Genomic DNA, 19230 nt, shown 5'->3' on the forward strand with positions numbered 1-19230 from the left:
GGACCGGACGCACGGAGGCTTGTCACCGGACCCCGGCAATCCTATGGTGACGCAGAGGAATCGGCGGACGAGGGAGCACCAGATGAGCGCTGACGGACACGCACCGGCCACCCCGGCCCACCTGACCGGCTTCGGCAACGAGCACAGCTCCGAGGCGGTCCCCGGCGCCCTCCCCGAGGGCCGCAACTCCCCGCAGCGCGCCCCGCTCGGCCTCTACGCCGAGCAGTTGAGCGGCACCGCCTTCACCGAGCCCCGCGCGCAGAACCGCCGCTCCTGGCTGTACCGCATCCGCCCCTCGGCCGACCACCCGGCCTTCGCCCGGATGGAGAACGGCACGCTGCACGGCGGCCCGTTCACCGACGCCGTCCCCGACCCCAACCGGATGCGCTGGGACCCGCTGCCCGACCCGGCCCCCGGCACCGACTTCCTGGCCGGCCTGTGGACCCTCGGCGGCAACGGCGACCCGGCCCGCCGCGAGGGGATGGCCGTCCACCTGTACGCGGCCGACACCTCGATGGAGCGGGTCTTCTCCGACGCCGACGGCGAGCTGCTGATCGTCCCTCAGGAGGGCGTGCTGCGGCTGCGCACCGAGTTCGGCGTGCTGCTGGCGGGGCCGGGCGAGATCGCGCTGATCCCGCGCGGCGTCCGCTTCCGCGCGGAGCTGGCGGGCGGCTCGGCGCGCGGCTACGTCTGCGAGAACTTCGGCCGCCCCTTCCAGCTCCCCGACCTCGGCCCGATCGGCGCCAACGGCCTCGCCAACCCCCGGGACTTCCGCGCCCCGGTCGCCGCCTACGAGGAGGTGGCAGGGCCCGTCGAGGTGGTCACCAAGTACTGCGGCAACCTCTGGCGGGCCGCCTACGGCCACTCCCCGCTGGACGTCGTCGCCTGGCACGGCAACCACGTCCCATACGTCTACGACCTGCACCGGTTCAACGTCATCGGCTCGATCAGCTACGACCACCCGGACCCCTCGGTCTTCACCGTGCTCACCTCGCCCTCGGACACGCCGGGCCTGGCCGGGGTCGACTTCGTGGCCTTCGTGCCGCGCTGGCTGGTCGGCGAGGACACCTTCCGGCCGCCGTACTTCCACCGGAACGTGATGAGCGAGTACATGGGGCTGATCGACGGCGCCTACGACGCCAAGCGCGGCGGCGCCGGCGGCTTCGTCCCCGGGGGCGGCTCGCTGCACCCGATGATGTCCGCGCACGGCCCCGACCGGGACACCTTCGAGAAGGCGTCGGCGGCGAAACTGCGGCCGCAGAAGGTCGACGACGGGCTGGCCTTCATGTTCGAGACGCGCTGGCCGATCCTGCCGACCGCGCAGGCGGCGGGCGCCGCCCACCGCCAGCGTGGTTACGACCAGGTGTGGCAGGGCCTGGAGCGGCACTGGGGTACTGCGGGATGATCCCCTGACCCACCTGTGCCCGGCCGCCCGCACCGGCGGCCGGGCCCGCCCGTCCCGTCCTCCCGGAGAAGCCGTGACCGCATTCGCACCGGACTCCATCGTCCTGAACCGGAAACTGCCCCTCTGGTACCAGGTCTCGCAGTCCCTGCGGGCCTCCATACTCGGCCGCTCCCCCGGCGCCCCGCTGCGGCTGCCCACCGAGGAGCAGTTGGCCGCGCACTACGGCGTCAGCGTCCTCACCATGCGGCAGGCGCTCAAGGAGCTGGAGGACGAGGGGCTCATCACCCGCCACCGCAGGCGCGGCACCTTCATCGAGCCCAGCGCCCGCCAGGGCGCCCCGGTCCGCCTGCTCGGCTCGGTGGACGCGATCGTCGCCCAGCAGTCCGGGATGCGCGCCCGCCTGCTCGGCCACGGCCCGGAGTCCGTCCCCGCCGACCTTGCCGAGTACTTCCCCGGCCGGAGCGAGGTCACGGCGTACCACCGGCTGCGCCACGACGAGGAGACGGGCGAGCCCACCAACCACGCCCGCAACTACCTGCCGCCGGAGATCGCGGCCCTGGTCGACCCCGCCGACCTGGAGAACCGGCCGATGACCAAGGTGCTGCGGGACACCGTCGGCCTCAGCATCGCCCGCATCACCGACACCGTCGAGGCCCGCCTCGCCGACCCCGAGACGGCCCGGCTGCTCGACGTCCCGCTGCTCAGCCCGATCCTGCACTACACCGGGATCACGGTGGACGAGGAGGGCCGCACCCTCGACGTGACCCGCATCCACTACCGGGGGGACCGGTTCTCGTTCACCGTGACGCTGGACGCGTAGGCCCGGTCCGGGACTCCCGAGACGCGGGAGGGCGGAAGGAAGGCAACGAGCGCGCCCGCGCTCCCTGCCACTGTCAACGTACAGCGCAGGGGGGCGCTTGCGGCAAGGCCCCCTCCACCAGGCAGAATCACGGGCCGTCGCCCGATCCCGCCGAAATGAGTGATTCACGCAGTGCGCACCCCTTCGCCCGGCCCCGAGGTGGGCTCTCCGGCCGCCTTCAAGGCCTTCGCTCTCCCCGACCGCCTGGCGGCCAAGGCCGACCCGGCGCTGACCGGCGGCGACGAGCGGCACTTCGCCGCCGTGCAGGCCGCCCTGGAGCAGTCGCTCGCCGAGCTGACCGCGAGCCTCGACGCCGCCCTCCGCTCCCCCGGCGGCGCCGGACGCGCCGCGATGGACCGGGACGCCGAGGTCCACCGCCTGAGCGCGCGCCTGCGGACCCTGAGCCGCTTCGGCCTCGACCTCTGCCTCGGCCACTTCGTCCGCGAGGACGGCTCCGAGCCCGTGTACATCGGCCGGCTCGGCCTCACCGACGGCGACGGGCGCCGCCTGCTGACCGACTGGCGCTCCCCCGCCGCCGAGCCGTTCTTCGCGGCGACCCACGCCCACCCGATGGGCCTGGCCAGCCGCCGCAGGTACCGCTGGAGCGGCGGGCGGATCAGCGACTACTGGGACGAGGTGTTCACCGCCGACGGTCTGGAGGGGCACGCCGCGCTGGACGACCAGTCGGCCTTCGTCGCCTCCCTGGGCGGCCACCGCTCGGACCGGATGCGCGACGTGCTCGCCACCATCCAGGCAGACCAGGACGCGATCATCCGCGCCGGCTCCCGGGGCACCCTGGTGGTGGACGGCGGCCCGGGCACCGGCAAGACGGTCGTCGCCCTGCACCGCGCGGCCCACCTCCTGTACGCCGACCCGCGCCTGGGCCACCGGCGCGGCGGCGTGCTCGTCGTCGGCCCGCACCAGCCTTACCTGAGCTACGTCGCCGACGTGCTGCCCAGTCTCGGCGAGGAGGGTGTGCGCACCTGCACCCTGCGCGACCTGGTCCCCGAAGGCGCCGAGGCCCGGCCCGAGGACGACCCCGAGGTGGCCCGGCTGAAGTCCTCGGCCGCGATGGTGCGGGCGGTCGAACCGGCCGTCGCCCTCTACGAGGAGCCGCCCACCGAGGGCATGGAGGTCGTCACGCACTGGTCCACGCTGTGGCTGAGCGCCGCCGACTGGGCCGCCGCCTTCGACGCGGTGGAGCCCGGCACCCCGCACAACGAGGCACGGGGCCAGATCCGCGACGAACTCCTCGCCATCCTCGCGGACCAGGACGAGAGCGACGCCCCGCCCGCGCTGCTGCGCCGCTCGCTCCTCGGGAACCGGAAGCTGCTCGGCGCCCTCAACCGGGCCTGGCCGATCATCGAGCCGACCGACCTGGTCGGTGACCTCTGGACGGTCCCCGCCTACCTGCGCCGGTGCGCGCCGCACCTGAGCCGCGAGGAGATCCGCGCGCTGCAACGCCCGGAGCCGCACGCCTGGACCGTCTCCGACCTGCCGCTGCTGGACGCCGCCCGGCAGCGGCTCGGCGACCCCCGGTCCTCCGTGCGCAAGCTCCGCCAGGACGCCGCCGTCGCCGCCGAGCGGGAGCGGCGGGCCGCCGTCGTCGACACCCTCGTACGGGCCGACGACGACGGGGAGGGCGCGGTGACGATGCTCCTCCACGACGATCTGCAGACCACCCTGATCGACGAGGGCGCGCTGCCGGGGGCCGAGCCGGAGCCGCTGGAGGGCCCATTCGCGCACATCGTCGTGGACGAGGCGCAGGAGCTGACCGACGCCGAGTGGCAGATGCTGCGCTCACGCTGCCCCTCACGGAGTTTCACCGTGGTCGGCGACCGCGCCCAGGCCCGGCACGGGTTCGCCGCCTCGTGGCCCGAGCGGCTGGAGCGGGCCGGGCTCGACCGGATCACGGTGGCCTCGCTCGGCGTCAACTACCGCACCCCCAGTGAGGTGATGACCGAGGCCGAGCAGGTCATCCGCGCCGTGCTGCCCGACGCCAACGTGCCCTCCTCGGTACGCAGCACGGGTGTCCCGGTCCACCACGGCCCGGCCGCGGAGCGGGACGCCCTGCTCGACGCCTGGCTCGCCGAGCACGCCGAGGGCGTCGCGTGCGTCATCGGCGACCCCTCCTTCAGGGCGACCCCCCGGGTCCGCTCGCTCACCCCCGAGCTGGCGAAGGGGCTCGAGTTCGACCTGGTCGTCCTGGTCGACCCGCAGCGGTTCGGCGAGGGCGTCGAGGGCGCCGTCGACCGTTACGTGGCGATGACCCGCGCGACCCGGCGCCTGGCCGTCCTCACCAGCCCCTGAGGCGCTACGGGCGGACGGGCGGCGGGGCCGGGCGGGTGGTTTGTACGATGCGGGGGTGAGCGTGCGAGGGGGCGGCGGTGCGGGCCGGCGGGGTGTGCGGCTGGCGGAGTTGATGCCCTGGTCGGTGGCGCCCTGGCGGCCGGGCCGCGACTGGCCGCTGGCGGGCGAGCCGGAGACCTTGCGGCGCCGCTGGCGGGCGCTGGCCGAGGCGGAGGGGGAGCGGCGCGAGGAGTTGTTCGGGCCGACCCGGGCCCGCACCACCCGCTCCTCGGTCGCCCCGCTGCCGGGCCGCTCCACCGCCACCGGCCGCCTCGCCCGCGACCCGGGCCCGTGCCCCGAGCCGGTCCGCGTCCTCGACGGCCCCTTCGACGCGCGCTGGCTGCTGCCCGACCACCGGCTCCTGGACACCGCCCGGCCCGAACTGTGGCGGGCCCACGGCCCCGCCTCCCGCTATCTGCTGGAGACGGGCCCGGGCGGCCCTCCGCTGCTCGCCACCGCCCTGCTGCCGACCGGCCGCAACCCGCACGGCAGGGCCCGGCCGGTCCGCCCCCTGCACCGCGGGCCGGACGCCGCCGGCCCCAACCTGGCGCCGGGCCTCGTCCCGTACCTGGCGGGTGAGCTGGGCCTGCCGGTGACCGCCGACGACGTCTTCGCGTGGGCCGTGTGCGCCGCCGTGCCCGGGGCCGGCGGTTGCGAGGTCCCCCTGCCCCGGCGGGCCGGGGAGTGGCAGGCGGGTGTGGCCTGGGGCAGCGCCGCCCTCGCCCTGCTGGCCCCGCTCGACGGCGAGCGCCCCCGGCTGCCGGGCGGGCAGCGGCCGTACGTCCGGGCCCCGCTCGTCGAGTCGGACGCGGGCGAGGGCGGACCGTACCCGGTGGCGTACGACCGGGAGGGCGAGAGCCTGCTGGTCGGCGGGGGGGGCGGATCGCGCCGGTGCCGTCCGGGGCCTGGGAGTTCACCTGTGGCGGGGTGCGGGTGCTGGCCGAGTGGGTGGCGCGGCGTACGGCGGTCGGGCCGCCGGGGACGCTGGAGGGGCTGGCGCCCCGTCAGTGGCCGCGGGAGCGGACCCGTGAGCTGCTGGAGCTGATCACCGTGCTGGCCCTGCTGAGCGAGGCGGAGGCGGGCCGTCCGCAGGTGGCGGGGCCTGTCGTCGGCGAGGCGGAGCTGCGGGCGGCGGGGGTGCTGCCGGTCCCGGCGGCGGCGCGGCGGCCCGGCCCGGTCCTGGCGGTGCGCGAGGAGGGGCCCGAGGGGCAGGGGGCCCTCTGGTGAACGGGGTACCGCGGAGTAGAGGGCGTCCGCCGGGCGGAGCGCGACGTGGTGCCGGGGAGTGGTGGCACAGTTGCTGCGCCCCGAACCGGACGGTGTCTGGAACAGGGGGGGGAGGGGGGAGGCCGGCCGGAGTGGTTACGGCCGGCCTGGGGTCAGTGGCCGCCGAACAGCGACCTGCGCAGCCGCCTGAGCGGTGCGAACAGTGATACCCGACTGACCCGCGCACCCCTGCCGGTGCGATCGTGCGCGGTATTCCGTGAGGTGAGCTCACGCATCAGCGTCGTCGCCTCGGCCGTCTCGCGCAGCGGGACGGCAGGACCGCCCAGCACCGAGAGATGGCGGTCGAGGCGCGAACTGGTCGCGCTGCTCCCGCACGTGATCGCAGGCACTCGCGGCCTGCTGCGCACAGTTATCTGTTCCATGTCACTCCCCACCCGTACGAGGGCACCCGGCCCCGGGCAGGCCAACCCTATCGCCCCTGGGCTTCGCGCCGGTATCCCGGGCACGGGATCCGCCTTGCCCGCAAGGTTGTTGACGGGTACCCACACCTGTCGGGGACATGTCGCGCAGGCCCGCTGTGACGCTGCGTGAAGCGGTCTGCGAGCGCCCGGCGCGTGCCGAGGCGTGCCCGCGCGGCCGCCGGCGCGCCCACGAATCACCGGCACGGCGGCGCTGCGGATACGCCCTCACGGGGTACTTGTGTGAGAAATGGCGCTCCCCCCACGGAGGGTTCATGAACACATCGGGTACGTCGGGCAGGCCGGGCAGAGCGGGCGGGGAGGAACACGGTGCGCCACCGGAGGCGGGCGGTCGGCTGCTGGCCGGGCGGTACCGGCTCCTCGGGGAGCTGGGCCGGGGCGGGATGGGGGCGGTGTGGCGGGCGCGGGACGAGACGCTGCGCCGCGAGGTGGCGGTGAAGGAGGTGAGCGTGCCGTTCGGCCTGCCCGAGGAGGACATGGCCCGCCTCCACGCGCGGCTGGAGCGGGAGGCGCGGGCGGCGGGACGGGTCGAGCACCCGGGCGTGGCCGAGGTCTTCGACGTCGTACGCCAGGACGGGCGGCCGTGGATCGTGATGGAGCTGGTGCGCGGGCTCACCCTCCAGGACGTGCTGGAGGCGGAAGGCCCGCTGCCGCCGGAGCGGGCCGCGGCGGTCGGCGTCCAGGTGCTCTCGGCGCTGCGGGCGGCACACGGCGCCGGGGTCCTGCACCGGGACGTGAAACCGGCCAACGTCCTGCTCGCGGACGGCGGGCGGGTGGTGCTCACCGATTTCGGCAGCTCGCTGGTGGAGGGCGGGGAGGAGCTGACGGACGCGGGCGAGGTGGTCGGTTCGCCCGAGTACCTGGCGCCGGAGCGGGCGCTGGAGGGGGTACCGGGTCCCGCCTCGGACCTGTGGGCGCTCGGGGTGCTGCTCTTCGCCTCGGTGGAGGGGCGGACCCCGTTCCGGCGCGAGACGGCCCTGGCCACCCTCGGCGCGGCGGTGGACGACGCGCTTCCGGCGCCGGGCAGGGCCGGCCCGCTGCGGCCGGTGATCGAGGGGCTGCTGCGCAAGCACCCGGACGACCGGCTGGGCGCGGTGGAGGCCGAGCGGCTGCTGCGCCGGGTGGCGGGCGGCTCGCGCTCCCGGGGCGGCACGCACCCCGGGGTGCCCGGCGCGCGGGAGGCCCGGCGGGGCGGCTCCGGACCGGACGGTCGCGGGCCGGCGGAGCATCACACCGGGCGCGGTCCGGGGGTGTTGGAGGAGGAGGGGGTGCGCGGGGCGGGCTGCCGCGCGCTGCCCGCCCTGGTGGCGCTGGCGGCTCTGGTGGTGCTGGTGACGACGGGGCTGGGGTACGTGCTCGGATGGTGAGCCGCCAGCGCGGGGCGCGGCGGCGTGCGGGGCCGCCGGGAGAGCCGGAAGGAGGTCCCGCGCGATGGCGGGACCTCCTCGTACGCGTTCTCGGGGTGCGAGGGCGCGGTGCGACGGGCCCCGGGGTGCGGGGCCCGCGCGGACGGCGGGCGCGGATCAGGCCTTGGAGCTGAGGACCGGCAGGTAGCCACCGGACTGGCCGGCGGCCTTCGGGTGGTACGAGTCGTTGATCCCGGTCCACTTGACGCTGTGCAGCCAGGAGTCGCCGGAGCAGATCTCGTGACCGGTGAAGGCGGCGGCGATGTCCCCGTAGGCGTAGCCGTGGTCGGCGACGCGCTTGGAGATGACGGAGTTGAGGAGGTCGGCGGCGTTGTTGATGGCGGTGCGCTCCCCCTCGGTCAGACCGGCGATGCAGGAGCCGTTGAGCTTGTAGAACCGCGGGTAGCCGAGGACGACGACCTTGGCCGAGGGGGCCTTGGCGCGGATCTGCGAGTAGACCGAGTCGAGCTTGCCGGGCAGCGAGCCCTCGACGAACGCCTTGGCCTCGTTGACCCGGGCGACGCAGTTGGCCTCGGACTGGAGGACGCAGGTGGTCATGACGTCCGCGAACCCGGCGTCGTTGCCGCCGATGGTGAGCGAGACGAGGCTGGTGGAGGACTTCAGCGCGCCCAGCTGGTTGGCGAGGACGTCGCCGGTCTTGGCGCCGGAGCAGGCGACGAAGTCGAAGCTGGCGGGCGAGTTGGCGGCGGCCCAGAGGGCGGGGTACGCCTTGGGGGTGCGCCGGCAGTCGCCGCTGCCGCTGTCGTAGGAGCCGGCACCGACCCCGGAGGAGTAGGAGTCGCCCAGGGCCACGTAGCCGCCCGCCGCCTGGGCGTCGGCGGCGGTCGCCGCGCTCGCCCCGGTGAAGGCGAGGGCGAGGGCGGCGAGGAACGAGGTCACACCTGTCGCGGTTCTACGCAGTTTCATGAAGCCTCCATCTGCGGGGGGTCGGCGTGCACTTGGTAGCACGGAATCAGGGGCGCTCGGAAGTGTTCATGCCAAAACATCTACGCGCGGAGAGAACGGCCTGCCCTGCACTCTTTGCGAAAGCAACAGGTGCGACGCAGATGTGATGGCTGGTCATTCCGCTTACACGGTGCACTCGTTCGTGAACGCATGCCCTCAGACGGGCACGGCGCCGTCGAGCATCTGCACACTCTCTCCGCATCTTGACGGCCCGGCACCACTGCGCCACATTGAAGTCCGGCATCCGGCGCGCTGGGGGGCAAAGTCGCCAATGCAGACCATCGGCATGAAGCCATCGTCTCCGCTCACAGAACGACATCGCGGCTCACCGGGTGGGCCGCCGACGGCGGCCCTGGCCGCCGCGTGGTGCGCGGTCCTCACGTGCGGCACGCTGCTCACCCTGACCGGGCCCGGGGCGCCCTGGCACGCCGGGCTCACCTTCGCCTTCCTGGCGACCGCGCCCGGCGGCGCGGTCGCCCTCGTCCTGACCGGGCTCGACCCGTGGAGCCGGGCCGTGGCCGCCCTCGGCACGGCGCTCGCGGTCAACACCGGCGTCGCCCAGGCCCTGTTGATGGCGGGTTCCTGGTCGGCGCGGACCGGGGTGGCCGCCGTGGGCGCGATCGGCTGCCTGGTCCTCACCTGCGCGCTCGCCGGGCGGCTCGTCCGGCGCGGCGCCGGCCGAGAGCGGGTCGGCTGACGTGGACATCACCGTGCACCGCCCGGGCGAGCTGACCGCCGCCGACCGGGCCGCCTGGTCCGCGCTCCAGGCCCAGACCCCGCCCGCCGTGGCGCCGCAGCTCCACAACCCGTTCCTGGCACCGGAGTTCACCCTCGCCATGGGCGCCTGCCGACGCGACGTCCGCATCGCCGTGGTCCGCGAGGACGGCGTACCCACGGCCTTCTTCCCGCACCAGCGCACCCCCGCCGGCGTCGGCCGCGCCGTCGGCCTCGGCGTCTCGGACTGCCAAGGGCTCGTCCACGGCCCGGGGTTCACGGGCGACGCGTCCGGCCTGCTGCGCGGCTCGGGTCTGGCCGTCTGGGAGTTCGACCATCTCGCGGCGGGCCAGCCGCTCTTCGAGGGCTGGGCCTCGGCCCGCTTCGGCTCGCCGGTGATGGACGTCGCGGACGGCTGGGAGAGCTACCTGGCGGGACTGCGGGAGCGCTCGCCGAAGTTCACCCGCACCACGCTGGCCAAGGAGCGCCGGCTCGACCGCGACCACGGCCCGCTGCGGTACGTCCACGACGAACGCGATCCCGGGGCGCTGCGGCTCCTGATGGCCTGGAAGTCGGCCCAGTACCGCCGCACCGGACGCGGCGACCGTTTCGCCAGGCCGTGGATCACGCGCCTGGTGGAGCAGCTGTTCCACACCGGCCCGGGTCCGGTCCGGGGACTGCTCTCCGTGCTGTACGCCGGCGAACGGCCGGTCGCCGCCCACTTCGGGCTCCGCTCGGCGGCGGTGCTGGCCTGCTGGTTCCCGGCGTACGACCCGGCGTACGCGAAGTACTCCCCCGGGCTCGTGCTGCACCTGGCGATGGCGCGGGGCGCGGCCGTGGACGGAATGGCGCTGCTCGACCTCGGGCGGGGACGCAAGGAGTACAAGGACTCCCTGAAGACGCGGGAACTGACCGTGGCCGAAGGGTGGGTGACGCGGCGGCATCCGGTGGCCCTCGCGCACCGGATGCGGCGGGCGCCGGTGCGCGCGCTGCGCAACACCGTGCAGGGGCGGCCGGAGCTGTTCCGGCCCGCCGACGCCCTGCTGAAACGGATGGGGCGACTCCGGACGGGCGGTTGAGGAATTCATTCACCCGCCACATCGGGGGCGTTCACGAAGAGAATGCGTCATTCCGCGGAACTCGTCCGGCTGAATACCGAAAAGCAGAATCTGATCCCGGTTTCTGCCATAAAGTAGCGCGAGCACACAGACGTCGGCGCACATGCCGGCACGCAGGTCGACACCGACGAAAAGCGCCACCGCACCGGCCGACGGCCGCGGGGCTCCTGGGGAGGGCCCGGCGACTGCGGACGACCGGGCGGAGCGCGGCAGGGGGTGCCGCGGCGGGTCCCGGCTCCGGGGCCCGTCACGGGCCGCGCGGCCGGAATCACCAGCTCACACACCGTGTCCACGGTCCGCTGCGGACACGGTCGGGGTGGGCTCACGCCCCCTTTCGCACCGGACACAGTGCCGGGCCGCCCGACCGGGCGGCCCGCCGGACGAGAGGGAACGGACCCGTGACTTTTCTTCAGCCGGCAGTACCTGGCCAGAACCCGCTGCCCGCGCCTTCGGTCAACGGCGGCTCGGAGCGGAGCGCCACCGCCCGAATTCCGGACGCCTATCGCCGTATCTCCTCGCACCTCGCGATCGCCCCGCCGGTGAGCGTGGTCATTCCGGCCATGAACGAGGCGGAGAACCTGCCGTACGTGTTCAAGACGCTGCCCACGTGGATACATGAGGTGGTGCTGGTCGACGGGAATTCCACCGATGGCACGGTGGAGGTCGCCCGGGAGCTGTGGCCCCAGGTGAAGGTGGTCCGCCAGCGCGGGAGAGGCAAGGGCGACGCCCTCATCGCGGGCTTCGCCGCGTGCACCGGGGAGATCATCGTCATGGTCGACGCGGACGGCTCGGCCGACGGCGCGGAGATCGTCAGCTACGTCTCCGCGCTGGTCTCCGGTGCGGACTTCGCCAAGGGCTCGCGCTTCGCCAACGGCGGCGGCACCGACGACATGACGCCGGTCCGCAAACTCGGCAACCGCGCCCTGTGCGCGGTTGTCAACGCCAAGTTCGGCGCCCGCTACACCGACCTCTGCTACGGCTACAACGCCTTCTGGCGGCACTGCCTGGACCGCATCGACCTGGACTGCACCGGGTTCGAGGTGGAGACCCTGATGAACATCCGGGTGGTCAGGGCCGGGCTGCGGGTCCAGGAGATACCCAGCCACGAGTACCTGCGCATCCACGGGGCCAGCAACCTCCGCGCCGTCCGCGACGGGCTGCGGGTGCTGCGGGTCATCCTGCGCGAGCGCTCCGGCCGGGGCAGCCGGGCGCGCGGGGTGCGCCGCCCGTCGGCCTTCCCGCTCGGGGGCGACGCGTGAGGGCCGCGGCGAAGGGGTTCTCGGTGGTGGTCTGCGCGCACACCGAGGAGCGCTGGCCGGACGTCCTGGACGCGGTCGCCTCGCTGGGCTCCCAGACGCTGCCCCCGCTGGAGATCCTGCTGGTGGTCGACCACCATCCGGTGCTGCTGGAGCGGCTGGAGCGGCACTTCTCCGACGGCCCGCGCGCGATCCGGGTGCTGCCGAACGCCGGACCGCGCGGCCTCTCCGCCGGGCGCAACACCGGCGTCGGCGCGGCCCGGGGCGAACTGGTCGCCTTCCTCGACGACGACGCCGTCGCCGACCCCGACTGGCTGCGCCGTCTCGCCGCCGGGTACGCCGACCCCCGGGTCCTCGCCGTGGGCGGGCGGACCCTGCCCCGGTGGGCCTCGGGACGGCGGCCGGTGTGGTTCCCCGAGGAGTTCGACTGGGTGGTGGGGTGCACCTACCGGGGGCTGCCGCCCGGGCGGGTGCGGGTGCGCAACGTGCTGGGCGGGAACGCCTCGTTCCGCCGCTCCGCGTTCGGCGTCGCCGGCGGTTTCGCGCTGGGCATCGGGCGCGACGGCGGGCGGCGTCCGCTGGGCGGGGAGGAGACGGAGTTCTGCGTGCGGCTGGCCCGTGCCCGGCCCGACGCGGTCCTGCTCATCGACGACCGGGCCGTCATCCACCACCGGGTGCCGCCGGCGCGCGAGCGGTTCGCCTACTTCCGCTCCCGCACCTGGGCCGAGGGACTCTCCAAGGCCCTGGTGGCGCGCAGCGTCGGCGCGGGCGCCGGGCTCGCCTCGGAGCGGCGCCACGCAACCCGGGCGCTGCCCGCCGCCGTCGCCCGGGGCCTGGCCGACGCCCTGCGCGGCCGGCGGGGCGGCGCCGCGCGGGCCGGCGCGGTGCTGGTGGGGACCGCCTCGGCGGCCGGTGGCTACCTGGTCGGCTCCTGGCGGGCCCGCCGCGCGGACGCGCCCCGCTTCACCGTGCCGCGCGTTCCCGGGGCCTCGGCGGCGACGGAAGCGGCCGGCCCCGCCCCGGAGGCCCGGTCATGAGCGGCGACCTGCTGAGCCGGTACCCGCCGGGCGGCGGGGTCCTGCGGGAGAGACCGGCGCCCGCCTTGTCAGGGGAGGCGGCCGGCCGGGCGGACCGGACGGACGACCGGGCCGTGCCGATCCTCATGTACCACGCGGTCTCCCGCTCCCCCGCCGCCGCGACGCGCGCGCTGTCGGTGACCCCGGAGGCGTTCGCCGGGCAGATGGCGATGGTGAGCGCCTACGGCTGCACCCCGCTCACCACCGCCCAGCTCGCGGCTCGCTGGCGCACCGGACGCCCGCTGCCACCCCGGCCCGTCCTCATCACCTTCGACGACGGCTACGAGGGCGTGCACCGGCACGCCCTGCCGGTCCTCGCCGAACTGGCCCTGCCCGCGACGGTGTTCGTCACCACGGGCTGGCTGCGGGGCCGCCACGCGGCGGGCGACGCGCCGGATCGGATGCTCGACTGGGAACAGGTGCGCGAACTGGCCGCCGCCGGGGTCGAGATCGGCGGCCACAGCCACACCCACCCGCAGCTCGACCAGCTCGCCTCCGGGCGGCTCGGCACCGAGCTGGCGTACTGCCGGGAGCTGGTGGGCGGCGAACTCGGCGCGCCGCCCGCCTCGTTCGCCTACCCGTTCGGCTACTCCGACCGGCGGGTGCGGCGGGCGGTGCGGGCCGCCGGGTACGCCCAGTCGCTGGCGGTGGGCAACTCCTGGGCGCGCCGTGCCCAGGGCCCGTACGCGCTGCGGCGGGTGACGGTGCGCCGCTCGACCGGGCCCGAGTTGTTCGGGCGGCTGCTGGAGTGCCGCCCGCTGACCTGTGCGTACGCCCAGGACCGCGCCCTGACCCGGGGATACGCGGTGGTGCGGCGTGCCCGGCAGGCCCGGCGGAAGGTGCTCCGGTCCCGTGGCTGACACCGGCACCGCCCGGCCCGCGAGGGCCGCGCCCGCCCCGGCCGACGCGCCGGGGCGGGCCCCGCTGCTGCGCAACGCGTACGCCCTGATGGTCAACACGGGGGTCTCCGCCGTGCTCGGCCTGGGCTTCTGGGTGGCGGCGGCCCGCTACTACTCGCAGGAGGCGGTCGGCCACGGCTCGGCCGCCATCGCGGCGATGAAGCTGCTGGCGGGGCTGACCGCGGTCACCCTGACGGGGGCGCTGGCGCGGTTCGTCCCCGTCTCCGGGGCGGCGACCGGCGCCCTGGTCCGGCGCGCCTACGCGGGCAGCACCCTGGTGGTCGCCGCGGCGGCCGGGGTCTTCCTGCTCACCCTCGACCTGTGGGGCCCGGCCTACTCCTTCCTGCACGGACCGCTGCCGGCGGCCGGCTTCCTGCTGGCGGTGGTGGCCTGGGCGCTGCTGACCCTCCAGGACGGGGTGCTGACCGGGCTGCGCAGCGCCGTGTGGGTGCCGGTCGGCAACACCGCCTTCTCGCTGGTGAAGCTGGTGCTGCTGGTGGCACTGGCCGGGGCGGTGCCGGTGGCGGGGGTCTTCGTGTCGTGGGCGGCGGCCATCGCGGTCTCCGTGGTGCCGCTGGGGTGGCTGGTGCTGCGCCGTCTGGTACCGCGCCACGAGCGGGAGACCGGGGGCGCGGCCCGGCCGCCGGCCGTGCGCGAACTGGGCCGCTTCCTGGCCGGCGACTGCACGGGCGCGCTCTTCTCGCTGGCCGTGGTGTACCTGGTGCCGGTCATCGTGGCCGCCCAGGTCTCCCCGGCGGACAACGCGTACTTCTACGTGACGATCACCATCGGCGGCACCGTCAACCTGCTGGCCGTCAACATGGGCGCCTCGCTGACCGTGGAGGGCGCCCACGACCCGGCGCGGCTGGGCCGCAACACCCGGGCGGCGCTGCTGCGGATGGCGCGCATCATGGTGCCGGTCTGCGCCGGGCTGTTCCTGGGCGCCCCGTACGTCCTGGGCGTCTTCGGCGCGGAGTACGCCGAGGCGGCGGCCGGGCTGCTGCGCTGGTACGCGGTGGGGGCGCTGCTGCGGGTGGTGACCGAGGTGTACTTCAGCGTGCTGCGGGCGCGTAGCCGCACCTCGGGACTGGCCTGGCTGCAGGGCGTGTTCTGTGCGGTGATGCTGGGGCTGACCCTGCTGCTCCTGCCCCGGCTGGGGCTGGTGGGGGCCGGGGTCGCGGAGGTGGCGGGGCTGGCCGTGGTCGCGTCGGTGGCGGCGGTGCGGCTGGTCCCGGTGGTGCGGGCGGCGCCGGAGGGCGCGGCCCCGACGGGCGGAGGCGGACGGTGAGCGGCGGACCGGCGGCGCGGGAGGACGTGGCGGCGGAGCACCGCCCCGCCTGGGCGAAGGACCCGGAACCCGGGGCACCGCCCCCGCCGGCCCGGAAGGCGCCCGCCGCCCCGGCCCGGCGGCGCCCGCGCCTGCGGGCGGTGGGGCCGGCGCTGCTGGCGGCGGCGGGGCTGGTGCTGTACTGGCTGCCGGTCCCGGGCCTGGACGAGGCGGCGCTGGACGCCATGGGCGGCCTCGGGCTGGTCGGCGTCCTGCCGTGGCCGGTGTTCGCGGGAGCGGCGCTGCTGGTCACGGCGTTCGCCGCGCTGCTTCGCGCCTCCCGCCCCCAGCCCCTCCTCCTCGGCCTCGTCCTGGTGGCGACGGTGGTGTCGCTGCACGCGCTGCCGGCCGTGGTCGAGGAGGAGCCCCGGTTCGCCACCGCCTGGCAGCACCTCGGCTTCCTGGAGTACCTGGACCGGACCGGCGGTTCGGCACCGGCGCTGGACGCGCGGTGGAGCTGGCCCGGTTTCTTCGCCGCCGCCGCCTTCGTGCTGCGCGCGTGCGGCCTGACCGATCCGTCCCAGCTGGCGGAGGTGGTGCGCTGGTGGCCCCTGGTGGTCAACCTCCTGGCGCTGGTCCCGATGGCGCTGCTGGCGCGGTCGGTGCGGGCGGGGTGGCGGGCGCGCTGGTGCGGGGTGTGGTTCTTCGCGCTGAGCGGCTGGGTGGGACAGGACTACTTCTCCCCGCAGAGTTTCACGTACCTGCTGTACCTGGCTTTCGCCGCGGTGCTGCTGCGGTGGTTCCCGGCGCCGGGGGCGCCCTCGGGTGGGGCGCTGCCGGGCGGGGCGGCCGTACCGGAGACGAGGCCCGGGCAGCGGGCCGTGCTGCTCGCCGTGGTGCTGGCGCTCTTCGCGGCGGCCGTCCCCTCCCACCAGCTGACGCCCTTCGTGATGCTGGGCGTGGTGGCGGTGCTGGTGGTGCTCGGCCGGTGCGCTCTGCGGGGGCTGCCGCTGCTCCTGGGGGTGGTGGCGGTGGGCTGGGTGTGCTTCCTGGCCGAGCCGTACTGGTCCGGCCACTTCGACGAACTCTTCGGCGGTGTCGGCGGGCTGGGGGCCAACCTCACCTCGTCGGTCTCCGGCCGTATCGAGGGCGGCTCCGCCACCCACCAGCTCGTGCTGTACGCGCGGGTGGGGCTGGCCGGGCTGGTGATGGCCCTGGCCTGCTGGGGCTGGTGGCGCAGACGGGACGCCGGGTACCGCGAACGGGCCCTGGCGGCGCTGGCTTTCGTCCCGGCCGCCGGGTTCGCCCTCCAGTCGTACGGCGGGGAGATGGCGCTGCGGGTCTTCCTCTTCGCCCTGCCCGGCGCGGCCCTGCTGGCGGCCCTCGCCTTCTTCCCGCGCGCCGGGACCGACCCCGGGGAGCGGGCCTGGGACCGGGGCTCGCCGGCCCCGGTGGCGGCCCTGCTGGCCGGGCTGGTCCTGGTCGGCGGCTTCCTGGTGGCCCGGTGGGGCAACGAGGCCTTCGAGCGGGTGCGGCCCGGGGAGGTGGCCGCGATGGAGTGGGTGTACGCGCACGCCGAGCCGACCGCACGCCTGCTCTGGCTCAGCGAGGACCCCGAGGAGAGCGTCACCCCGGCCCTGCCCTGGGGCTCCCGGGCGATGGAGCGCGTCCACTACGTCCCCACCCAGGCCCCCCGCGACCCGGTCCTGGCCGGCCCGCTGGCCGACGCCCTGCGTGCGGCGGGCCCCGGTTCGTACCTGATCGTGGGCCGTGGCCAGTCCCTCTTCCTGGAGCTGGACGCCGGCTACTCGACGAGCTGGGAGCGGCGGCTGATCGCCACCCTGGACGCCCGCGACGACCTGCTCCCGGTGGTGCGCAACGCCGACGCCGTCGTGTACGAGCCGCGCGTCCCGGCCCCGGGCACGCCGGAGGCGGCGGCGCCCGGCCCGCCGGGGCCGACGGTCACCTGGACCCCGTGGTCCGTCCTGGGCGCCCTGTCCGCCGTCCTGCTCGTCCTCCTCCTGGGGGCACGGGAGTTCCTGCGGGTGCGGGCGGCGCCCGGTGCCCGGCCCTCCCCCGCGCTCCAGTCCCTGTTCTGGTTCGCGGTGCCGCTGCTGGTGGTGACGGTGGGCGCGCTGGTGCACCGCTTCTGGACGCTGGCCTGAACCGGCCGGGGCGGCGTCAGGAGCTGTGGACGGCCTGCGAGGGCCAGCCGCCGTCGGCGGTGACGCCGGTCCCCCAGTAGTGGGGGTTCAGCTCGGCGAGGGTGACGGCGCGCCAGCCTTCCGGGGCGGTGTCGTCCGGCACGGCGGCCTCGACCCGCGGCCCCCACAGGGCGAGCCGCTCCTGGCAGATGCCGCAGGGCGGCATGACCAGCACGCGGCCCCGGTCCCGGTCGCGGAAGAGGCAGACGGTGGCCGTGACGGGGACGTCCAGGGTGTACGCCTGGATCAGGGCACCCGTCTCGTGGCAGAGCGCCACGCTCATGTTGAGGTTGTCGAGCCCGACACTGGTCAGGACCCTCCCGTCGGCGAGCCGCACGGCCGCCGCGCCCCCGTCCTCCCCGACCGGCCACCGCCGGTCGAGCTGCTGGCGTGCCGCGTCCACGAGTTCCTGGTCGAGTGCCATGCCCGGAGCCTACGAGGCCGGGAGGGCGGCCCGCCACGCCCTTTCACCCGTGCCGGCCGCACAGCCGCGAACTGGCGGCCGGTCACCCTCGGACCGGTGCGGACGGCCCCGCTCCCGCACCGGCACATCCCGCACCGAACGGCCTCCGCCCCTGGGGAGGCCGAGTGCTGCCGGCGGCCCCGCTCACCCCCGCCCCAGCCACCGCACCTCGTACGCCTCCAGCCGGACCCGCGCCCCGTCGACCCGTACCGTCCGGGGGGTGGCGCGGTGGTTGACGACCAGCACGGTGCGGTCGTCGGCGAGGACGGTGAGGCCGGGGGCGGTGTCGCCGGGTACGGAGGTGAAGCGGGTGCCGGGGCCGAACTCGCGCTGGAAGCGGGCCAGGAGCCCGAGCATGGGCAGGGGTGTGCCGCCGTCGGGGAGGTGGGTGGGGCGCCAGAGGCAGCCGGGGCAGGGGGTGGTGGTGCGCTCGGGGTTCCAGTAGAAGGCGGTGGTGGCGCCGCCCCGGGCGAGGGCGGCGAGGCCGGCGGCGTGGACGGCGCGGCGGCGGGGTTCGGGCCAGCCGGCGCGCTGGTCGTCTACGTCGCCGGGCTCGACGTAGTACTCGGCCCACCACAGCGGGAGCCCGCCGGTCTCCGCACGGACCCAGCGGCCGACGTCGGTGAACTTGGCGGTGGCGGCGAAGGCGTCCGGTACCGGCTCGCCGTCGGTGGTGTAGCTGGAGCCGTCGACCACCACGAAGTCGGCCCCGTCCTTGTGCCGGTTCCAGTACCGGAAGGCGTCGACGGTCCGCCGGTCGAGCGCGCCCCAGGCGCCGCGCACCTCGCGGGAGGCCCCCTCGGCGCGGCCGGGCGGGAAGCTGTCCATGACGAGGTAGGGGCCGCCGACGCGGATGGCGGGGTCGACCTCCTTGAGGGCGCGGCGGACCTGGTTGTACAGCTCGGTGTAGCCCTCGTGGTCCCAGCGGCCCTCGGTCTCGTTCCAGAAGCCCTTGAACTCGTTCCAGACGAGGTAGTGGCGGACCTGCGGGTAGCGGCGGGCGGTGGTCGCGGCGAGCCGGGCGAAGTCGGCGTAGTGCTCCGGGTCGGGGGCGCGTTCCAGGGACTTCGCGTTCCAGTCGGTGCGCCCCTCGGTACCGCCCTTCATCCAGTCGGGGGCGCAGCACAGGGTGACGACGGGGGTGGCCCCGGTCTTCCGGGCGAGCGCGATGCGGCGGTCCATCGCGGCGAAGTCGTAGGTGCCGGGCCGGGGTTCGGGGTTGGCGGAGCCCCAGCCCATCAGGTGCTGGACCTGTGGCAGGCCGGTGCCTGTGAGGGCCGCGCGGGCCCGGCGCACCGCCCGGTCCTCGCCCTCGTCGGCGCTGTACTGGGTGTGGGTGAAGCCCCAGCCCAGCTCGGCGGGGTCAGCGGGGGCGGCCGGCGGTCCGCCGGAGCAGGCGGCGAGGAGGGCGAGGGCGGCCGTGGCGGCCAGGAGGGCCGGGCGCCCCCGGCCGGCCGCACCGCGCTGCCCCCCGTGGTCTCGCATCGCCTCCAGAGTAGGCAGCGCGCCCGGGCGGTGGCACGGGTTCCGCCACGAAGAGGG

At 75.6% G+C, this 19230-nt stretch carries 15 protein-coding genes and 1 pseudogene; 12 read left to right on the plus strand and 4 right to left on the minus strand.

Annotated features, from left to right (window positions below):
- Nucleotides 1-82: 82 nt before the first annotated feature.
- The 4 genes and pseudogenes from hmgA to ACSLIC_RS03725 all read left to right on the plus strand — a co-directional run bounded on the left by hmgA (nucleotide 83) and on the right by ACSLIC_RS03725 (nucleotide 5840).
- Nucleotides 83-1405, plus strand: coding sequence for a homogentisate 1,2-dioxygenase (gene hmgA, locus ACSLIC_RS03710; RefSeq protein ID WP_436736227.1), 1323 nt, complete (start codon nucleotides 83-85; stop codon nucleotides 1403-1405).
- 73 nt (nucleotides 1406-1478) lie between these two features.
- Nucleotides 1479-2225, plus strand: a complete 747-nt coding sequence (locus ACSLIC_RS03715; protein ID WP_436736228.1) for a GntR family transcriptional regulator — start codon at nucleotides 1479-1481, stop codon at nucleotides 2223-2225.
- A gap of 171 nt (nucleotides 2226-2396) precedes the next feature.
- Entirely contained in the window at nucleotides 2397-4574 is a 2178-nt protein-coding gene (helR, locus tag ACSLIC_RS03720) for an RNA polymerase recycling motor ATPase HelR (RefSeq protein WP_436736229.1), read from the plus strand.
- A gap of 112 nt (nucleotides 4575-4686) precedes the next feature.
- Nucleotides 4687-5840 (plus strand): annotated as a pseudogene (locus tag ACSLIC_RS03725) (type ISP restriction/modification enzyme).
- A 152-nt stretch (nucleotides 5841-5992) separates the two neighbouring features.
- On the opposite strand, the gene ACSLIC_RS03730 reads toward ACSLIC_RS03725, so the two are convergent.
- The gene (locus tag ACSLIC_RS03730; protein ID WP_436736230.1) at nucleotides 5993-6262 is read right to left on the minus strand and encodes a hypothetical protein; all 270 of its coding nucleotides are present in this window, start codon (nucleotides 6260-6262) and stop codon (nucleotides 5993-5995) included.
- Between the two features lie 311 nt (nucleotides 6263-6573).
- Here ACSLIC_RS03730 and ACSLIC_RS03735 point away from each other — a divergent pair, with 311 nt between their 5' ends.
- Nucleotides 6574-7686 (plus strand): serine/threonine-protein kinase, encoded by a 1113-nt coding sequence (locus ACSLIC_RS03735; protein WP_436736231.1) that lies wholly within the window; start codon nucleotides 6574-6576, stop codon nucleotides 7684-7686.
- Nucleotides 7687-7842: 156 nt separating this feature from the next.
- Here the strand turns inward: ACSLIC_RS03735 and ACSLIC_RS03740 are convergent, their stop codons facing one another.
- On the minus strand, nucleotides 7843-8652 hold the full coding sequence (locus ACSLIC_RS03740; RefSeq protein ID WP_436736232.1) for an SGNH/GDSL hydrolase family protein: 810 nt from the start codon (nucleotides 8650-8652) through the stop codon (nucleotides 7843-7845).
- A 325-nt stretch (nucleotides 8653-8977) separates the two neighbouring features.
- Here ACSLIC_RS03740 and ACSLIC_RS03745 point away from each other — a divergent pair, with 325 nt between their 5' ends.
- From ACSLIC_RS03745 to ACSLIC_RS03775, 7 genes are all read left to right on the plus strand, one after another.
- A complete protein-coding gene (locus tag ACSLIC_RS03745; RefSeq protein WP_436736233.1) occupies nucleotides 8978-9388 on the plus strand; it encodes a hypothetical protein in 411 nt (136 codons plus the stop codon).
- Between the two features lies 1 nt (nucleotide 9389).
- Entirely contained in the window at nucleotides 9390-10484 is a 1095-nt protein-coding gene (locus ACSLIC_RS03750; RefSeq protein ID WP_436736234.1) for a GNAT family N-acetyltransferase, read from the plus strand.
- A 527-nt stretch (nucleotides 10485-11011) separates the two neighbouring features.
- Nucleotides 11012-11782, plus strand: coding sequence for a glycosyltransferase family 2 protein (locus tag ACSLIC_RS03755; RefSeq protein ID WP_436740265.1), 771 nt, complete (start codon nucleotides 11012-11014; stop codon nucleotides 11780-11782).
- Entirely contained in the window at nucleotides 11779-12816 is a 1038-nt protein-coding gene (locus tag ACSLIC_RS03760) for a glycosyltransferase family 2 protein (RefSeq protein ID WP_436736235.1), read from the plus strand. The genes ACSLIC_RS03755 and ACSLIC_RS03760 overlap by 4 nt, the downstream gene beginning before the upstream one ends.
- Complete coding sequence (locus tag ACSLIC_RS03765) at nucleotides 12813-13715, plus strand: polysaccharide deacetylase family protein (protein ID WP_436736236.1); 903 nt, start codon at nucleotides 12813-12815, stop codon at nucleotides 13713-13715. The genes ACSLIC_RS03760 and ACSLIC_RS03765 overlap by 4 nt, the downstream gene beginning before the upstream one ends.
- Complete coding sequence (locus ACSLIC_RS03770; protein WP_436736237.1) at nucleotides 13708-15042, plus strand: lipopolysaccharide biosynthesis protein; 1335 nt, start codon at nucleotides 13708-13710, stop codon at nucleotides 15040-15042. Before ACSLIC_RS03765 ends, ACSLIC_RS03770 begins: the two co-directional genes overlap by 8 nt.
- On the plus strand, nucleotides 15039-17186 hold the full coding sequence (locus ACSLIC_RS03775; protein WP_436736238.1) for a hypothetical protein: 2148 nt from the start codon (nucleotides 15039-15041) through the stop codon (nucleotides 17184-17186). Before ACSLIC_RS03770 ends, ACSLIC_RS03775 begins: the two co-directional genes overlap by 4 nt.
- A 16-nt stretch (nucleotides 17187-17202) precedes the next feature.
- Here the strand turns inward: ACSLIC_RS03775 and ACSLIC_RS03780 are convergent, their stop codons facing one another.
- Both ACSLIC_RS03780 and ACSLIC_RS03785 read right to left on the minus strand, forming a co-directional pair.
- A complete protein-coding gene (locus ACSLIC_RS03780) occupies nucleotides 17203-17649 on the minus strand; it encodes a cytidine deaminase (protein WP_436736239.1) in 447 nt (148 codons plus the stop codon).
- Nucleotides 17650-17832: 183 nt separating this feature from the next.
- Entirely contained in the window at nucleotides 17833-19173 is a 1341-nt protein-coding gene (locus ACSLIC_RS03785; RefSeq protein ID WP_436736240.1) for a GH39 family glycosyl hydrolase, read from the minus strand.
- Nucleotides 19174-19230 lie beyond the last annotated feature (57 nt).

Origin of the sequence: Streptomyces sp. BBFR102 (assembly GCF_051397025.1) — a bacterium.
Classification (GTDB): Bacteria; Actinomycetota; Actinomycetes; order Streptomycetales; family Streptomycetaceae; genus Streptomyces.

Bases quoted from the DNA above. Each gene is read 5' to 3' on its own strand.
- ACSLIC_RS03785 (WP_436736240.1), bottom strand. From the start codon at position 19,173: ATGCGAGACCACGGGGGGCAGCGCGGTGCGGCCGGCCGGGGGCGCCCG.
- ACSLIC_RS03780 (WP_436736239.1), bottom strand. From the start codon at position 17,649: ATGGCACTCGACCAGGAACTCGTGGACGCGGCACGCCAGCAGCTCGAC.
- ACSLIC_RS03735 (WP_436736231.1), top strand. From the start codon at position 6,574: ATGAACACATCGGGTACGTCGGGCAGGCCGGGCAGAGCGGGCGGGGAG.
- ACSLIC_RS03765 (WP_436736236.1), top strand. From the start codon at position 12,813: ATGAGCGGCGACCTGCTGAGCCGGTACCCGCCGGGCGGCGGGGTCCTG.
- ACSLIC_RS03745 (WP_436736233.1), top strand. From the start codon at position 8,978: ATGAAGCCATCGTCTCCGCTCACAGAACGACATCGCGGCTCACCGGGT.
- hmgA (WP_436736227.1), top strand. From the start codon at position 83: ATGAGCGCTGACGGACACGCACCGGCCACCCCGGCCCACCTGACCGGC.
- ACSLIC_RS03740 (WP_436736232.1), bottom strand. From the start codon at position 8,652: ATGAAACTGCGTAGAACCGCGACAGGTGTGACCTCGTTCCTCGCCGCC.
- ACSLIC_RS03730 (WP_436736230.1), bottom strand. From the start codon at position 6,262: ATGGAACAGATAACTGTGCGCAGCAGGCCGCGAGTGCCTGCGATCACG.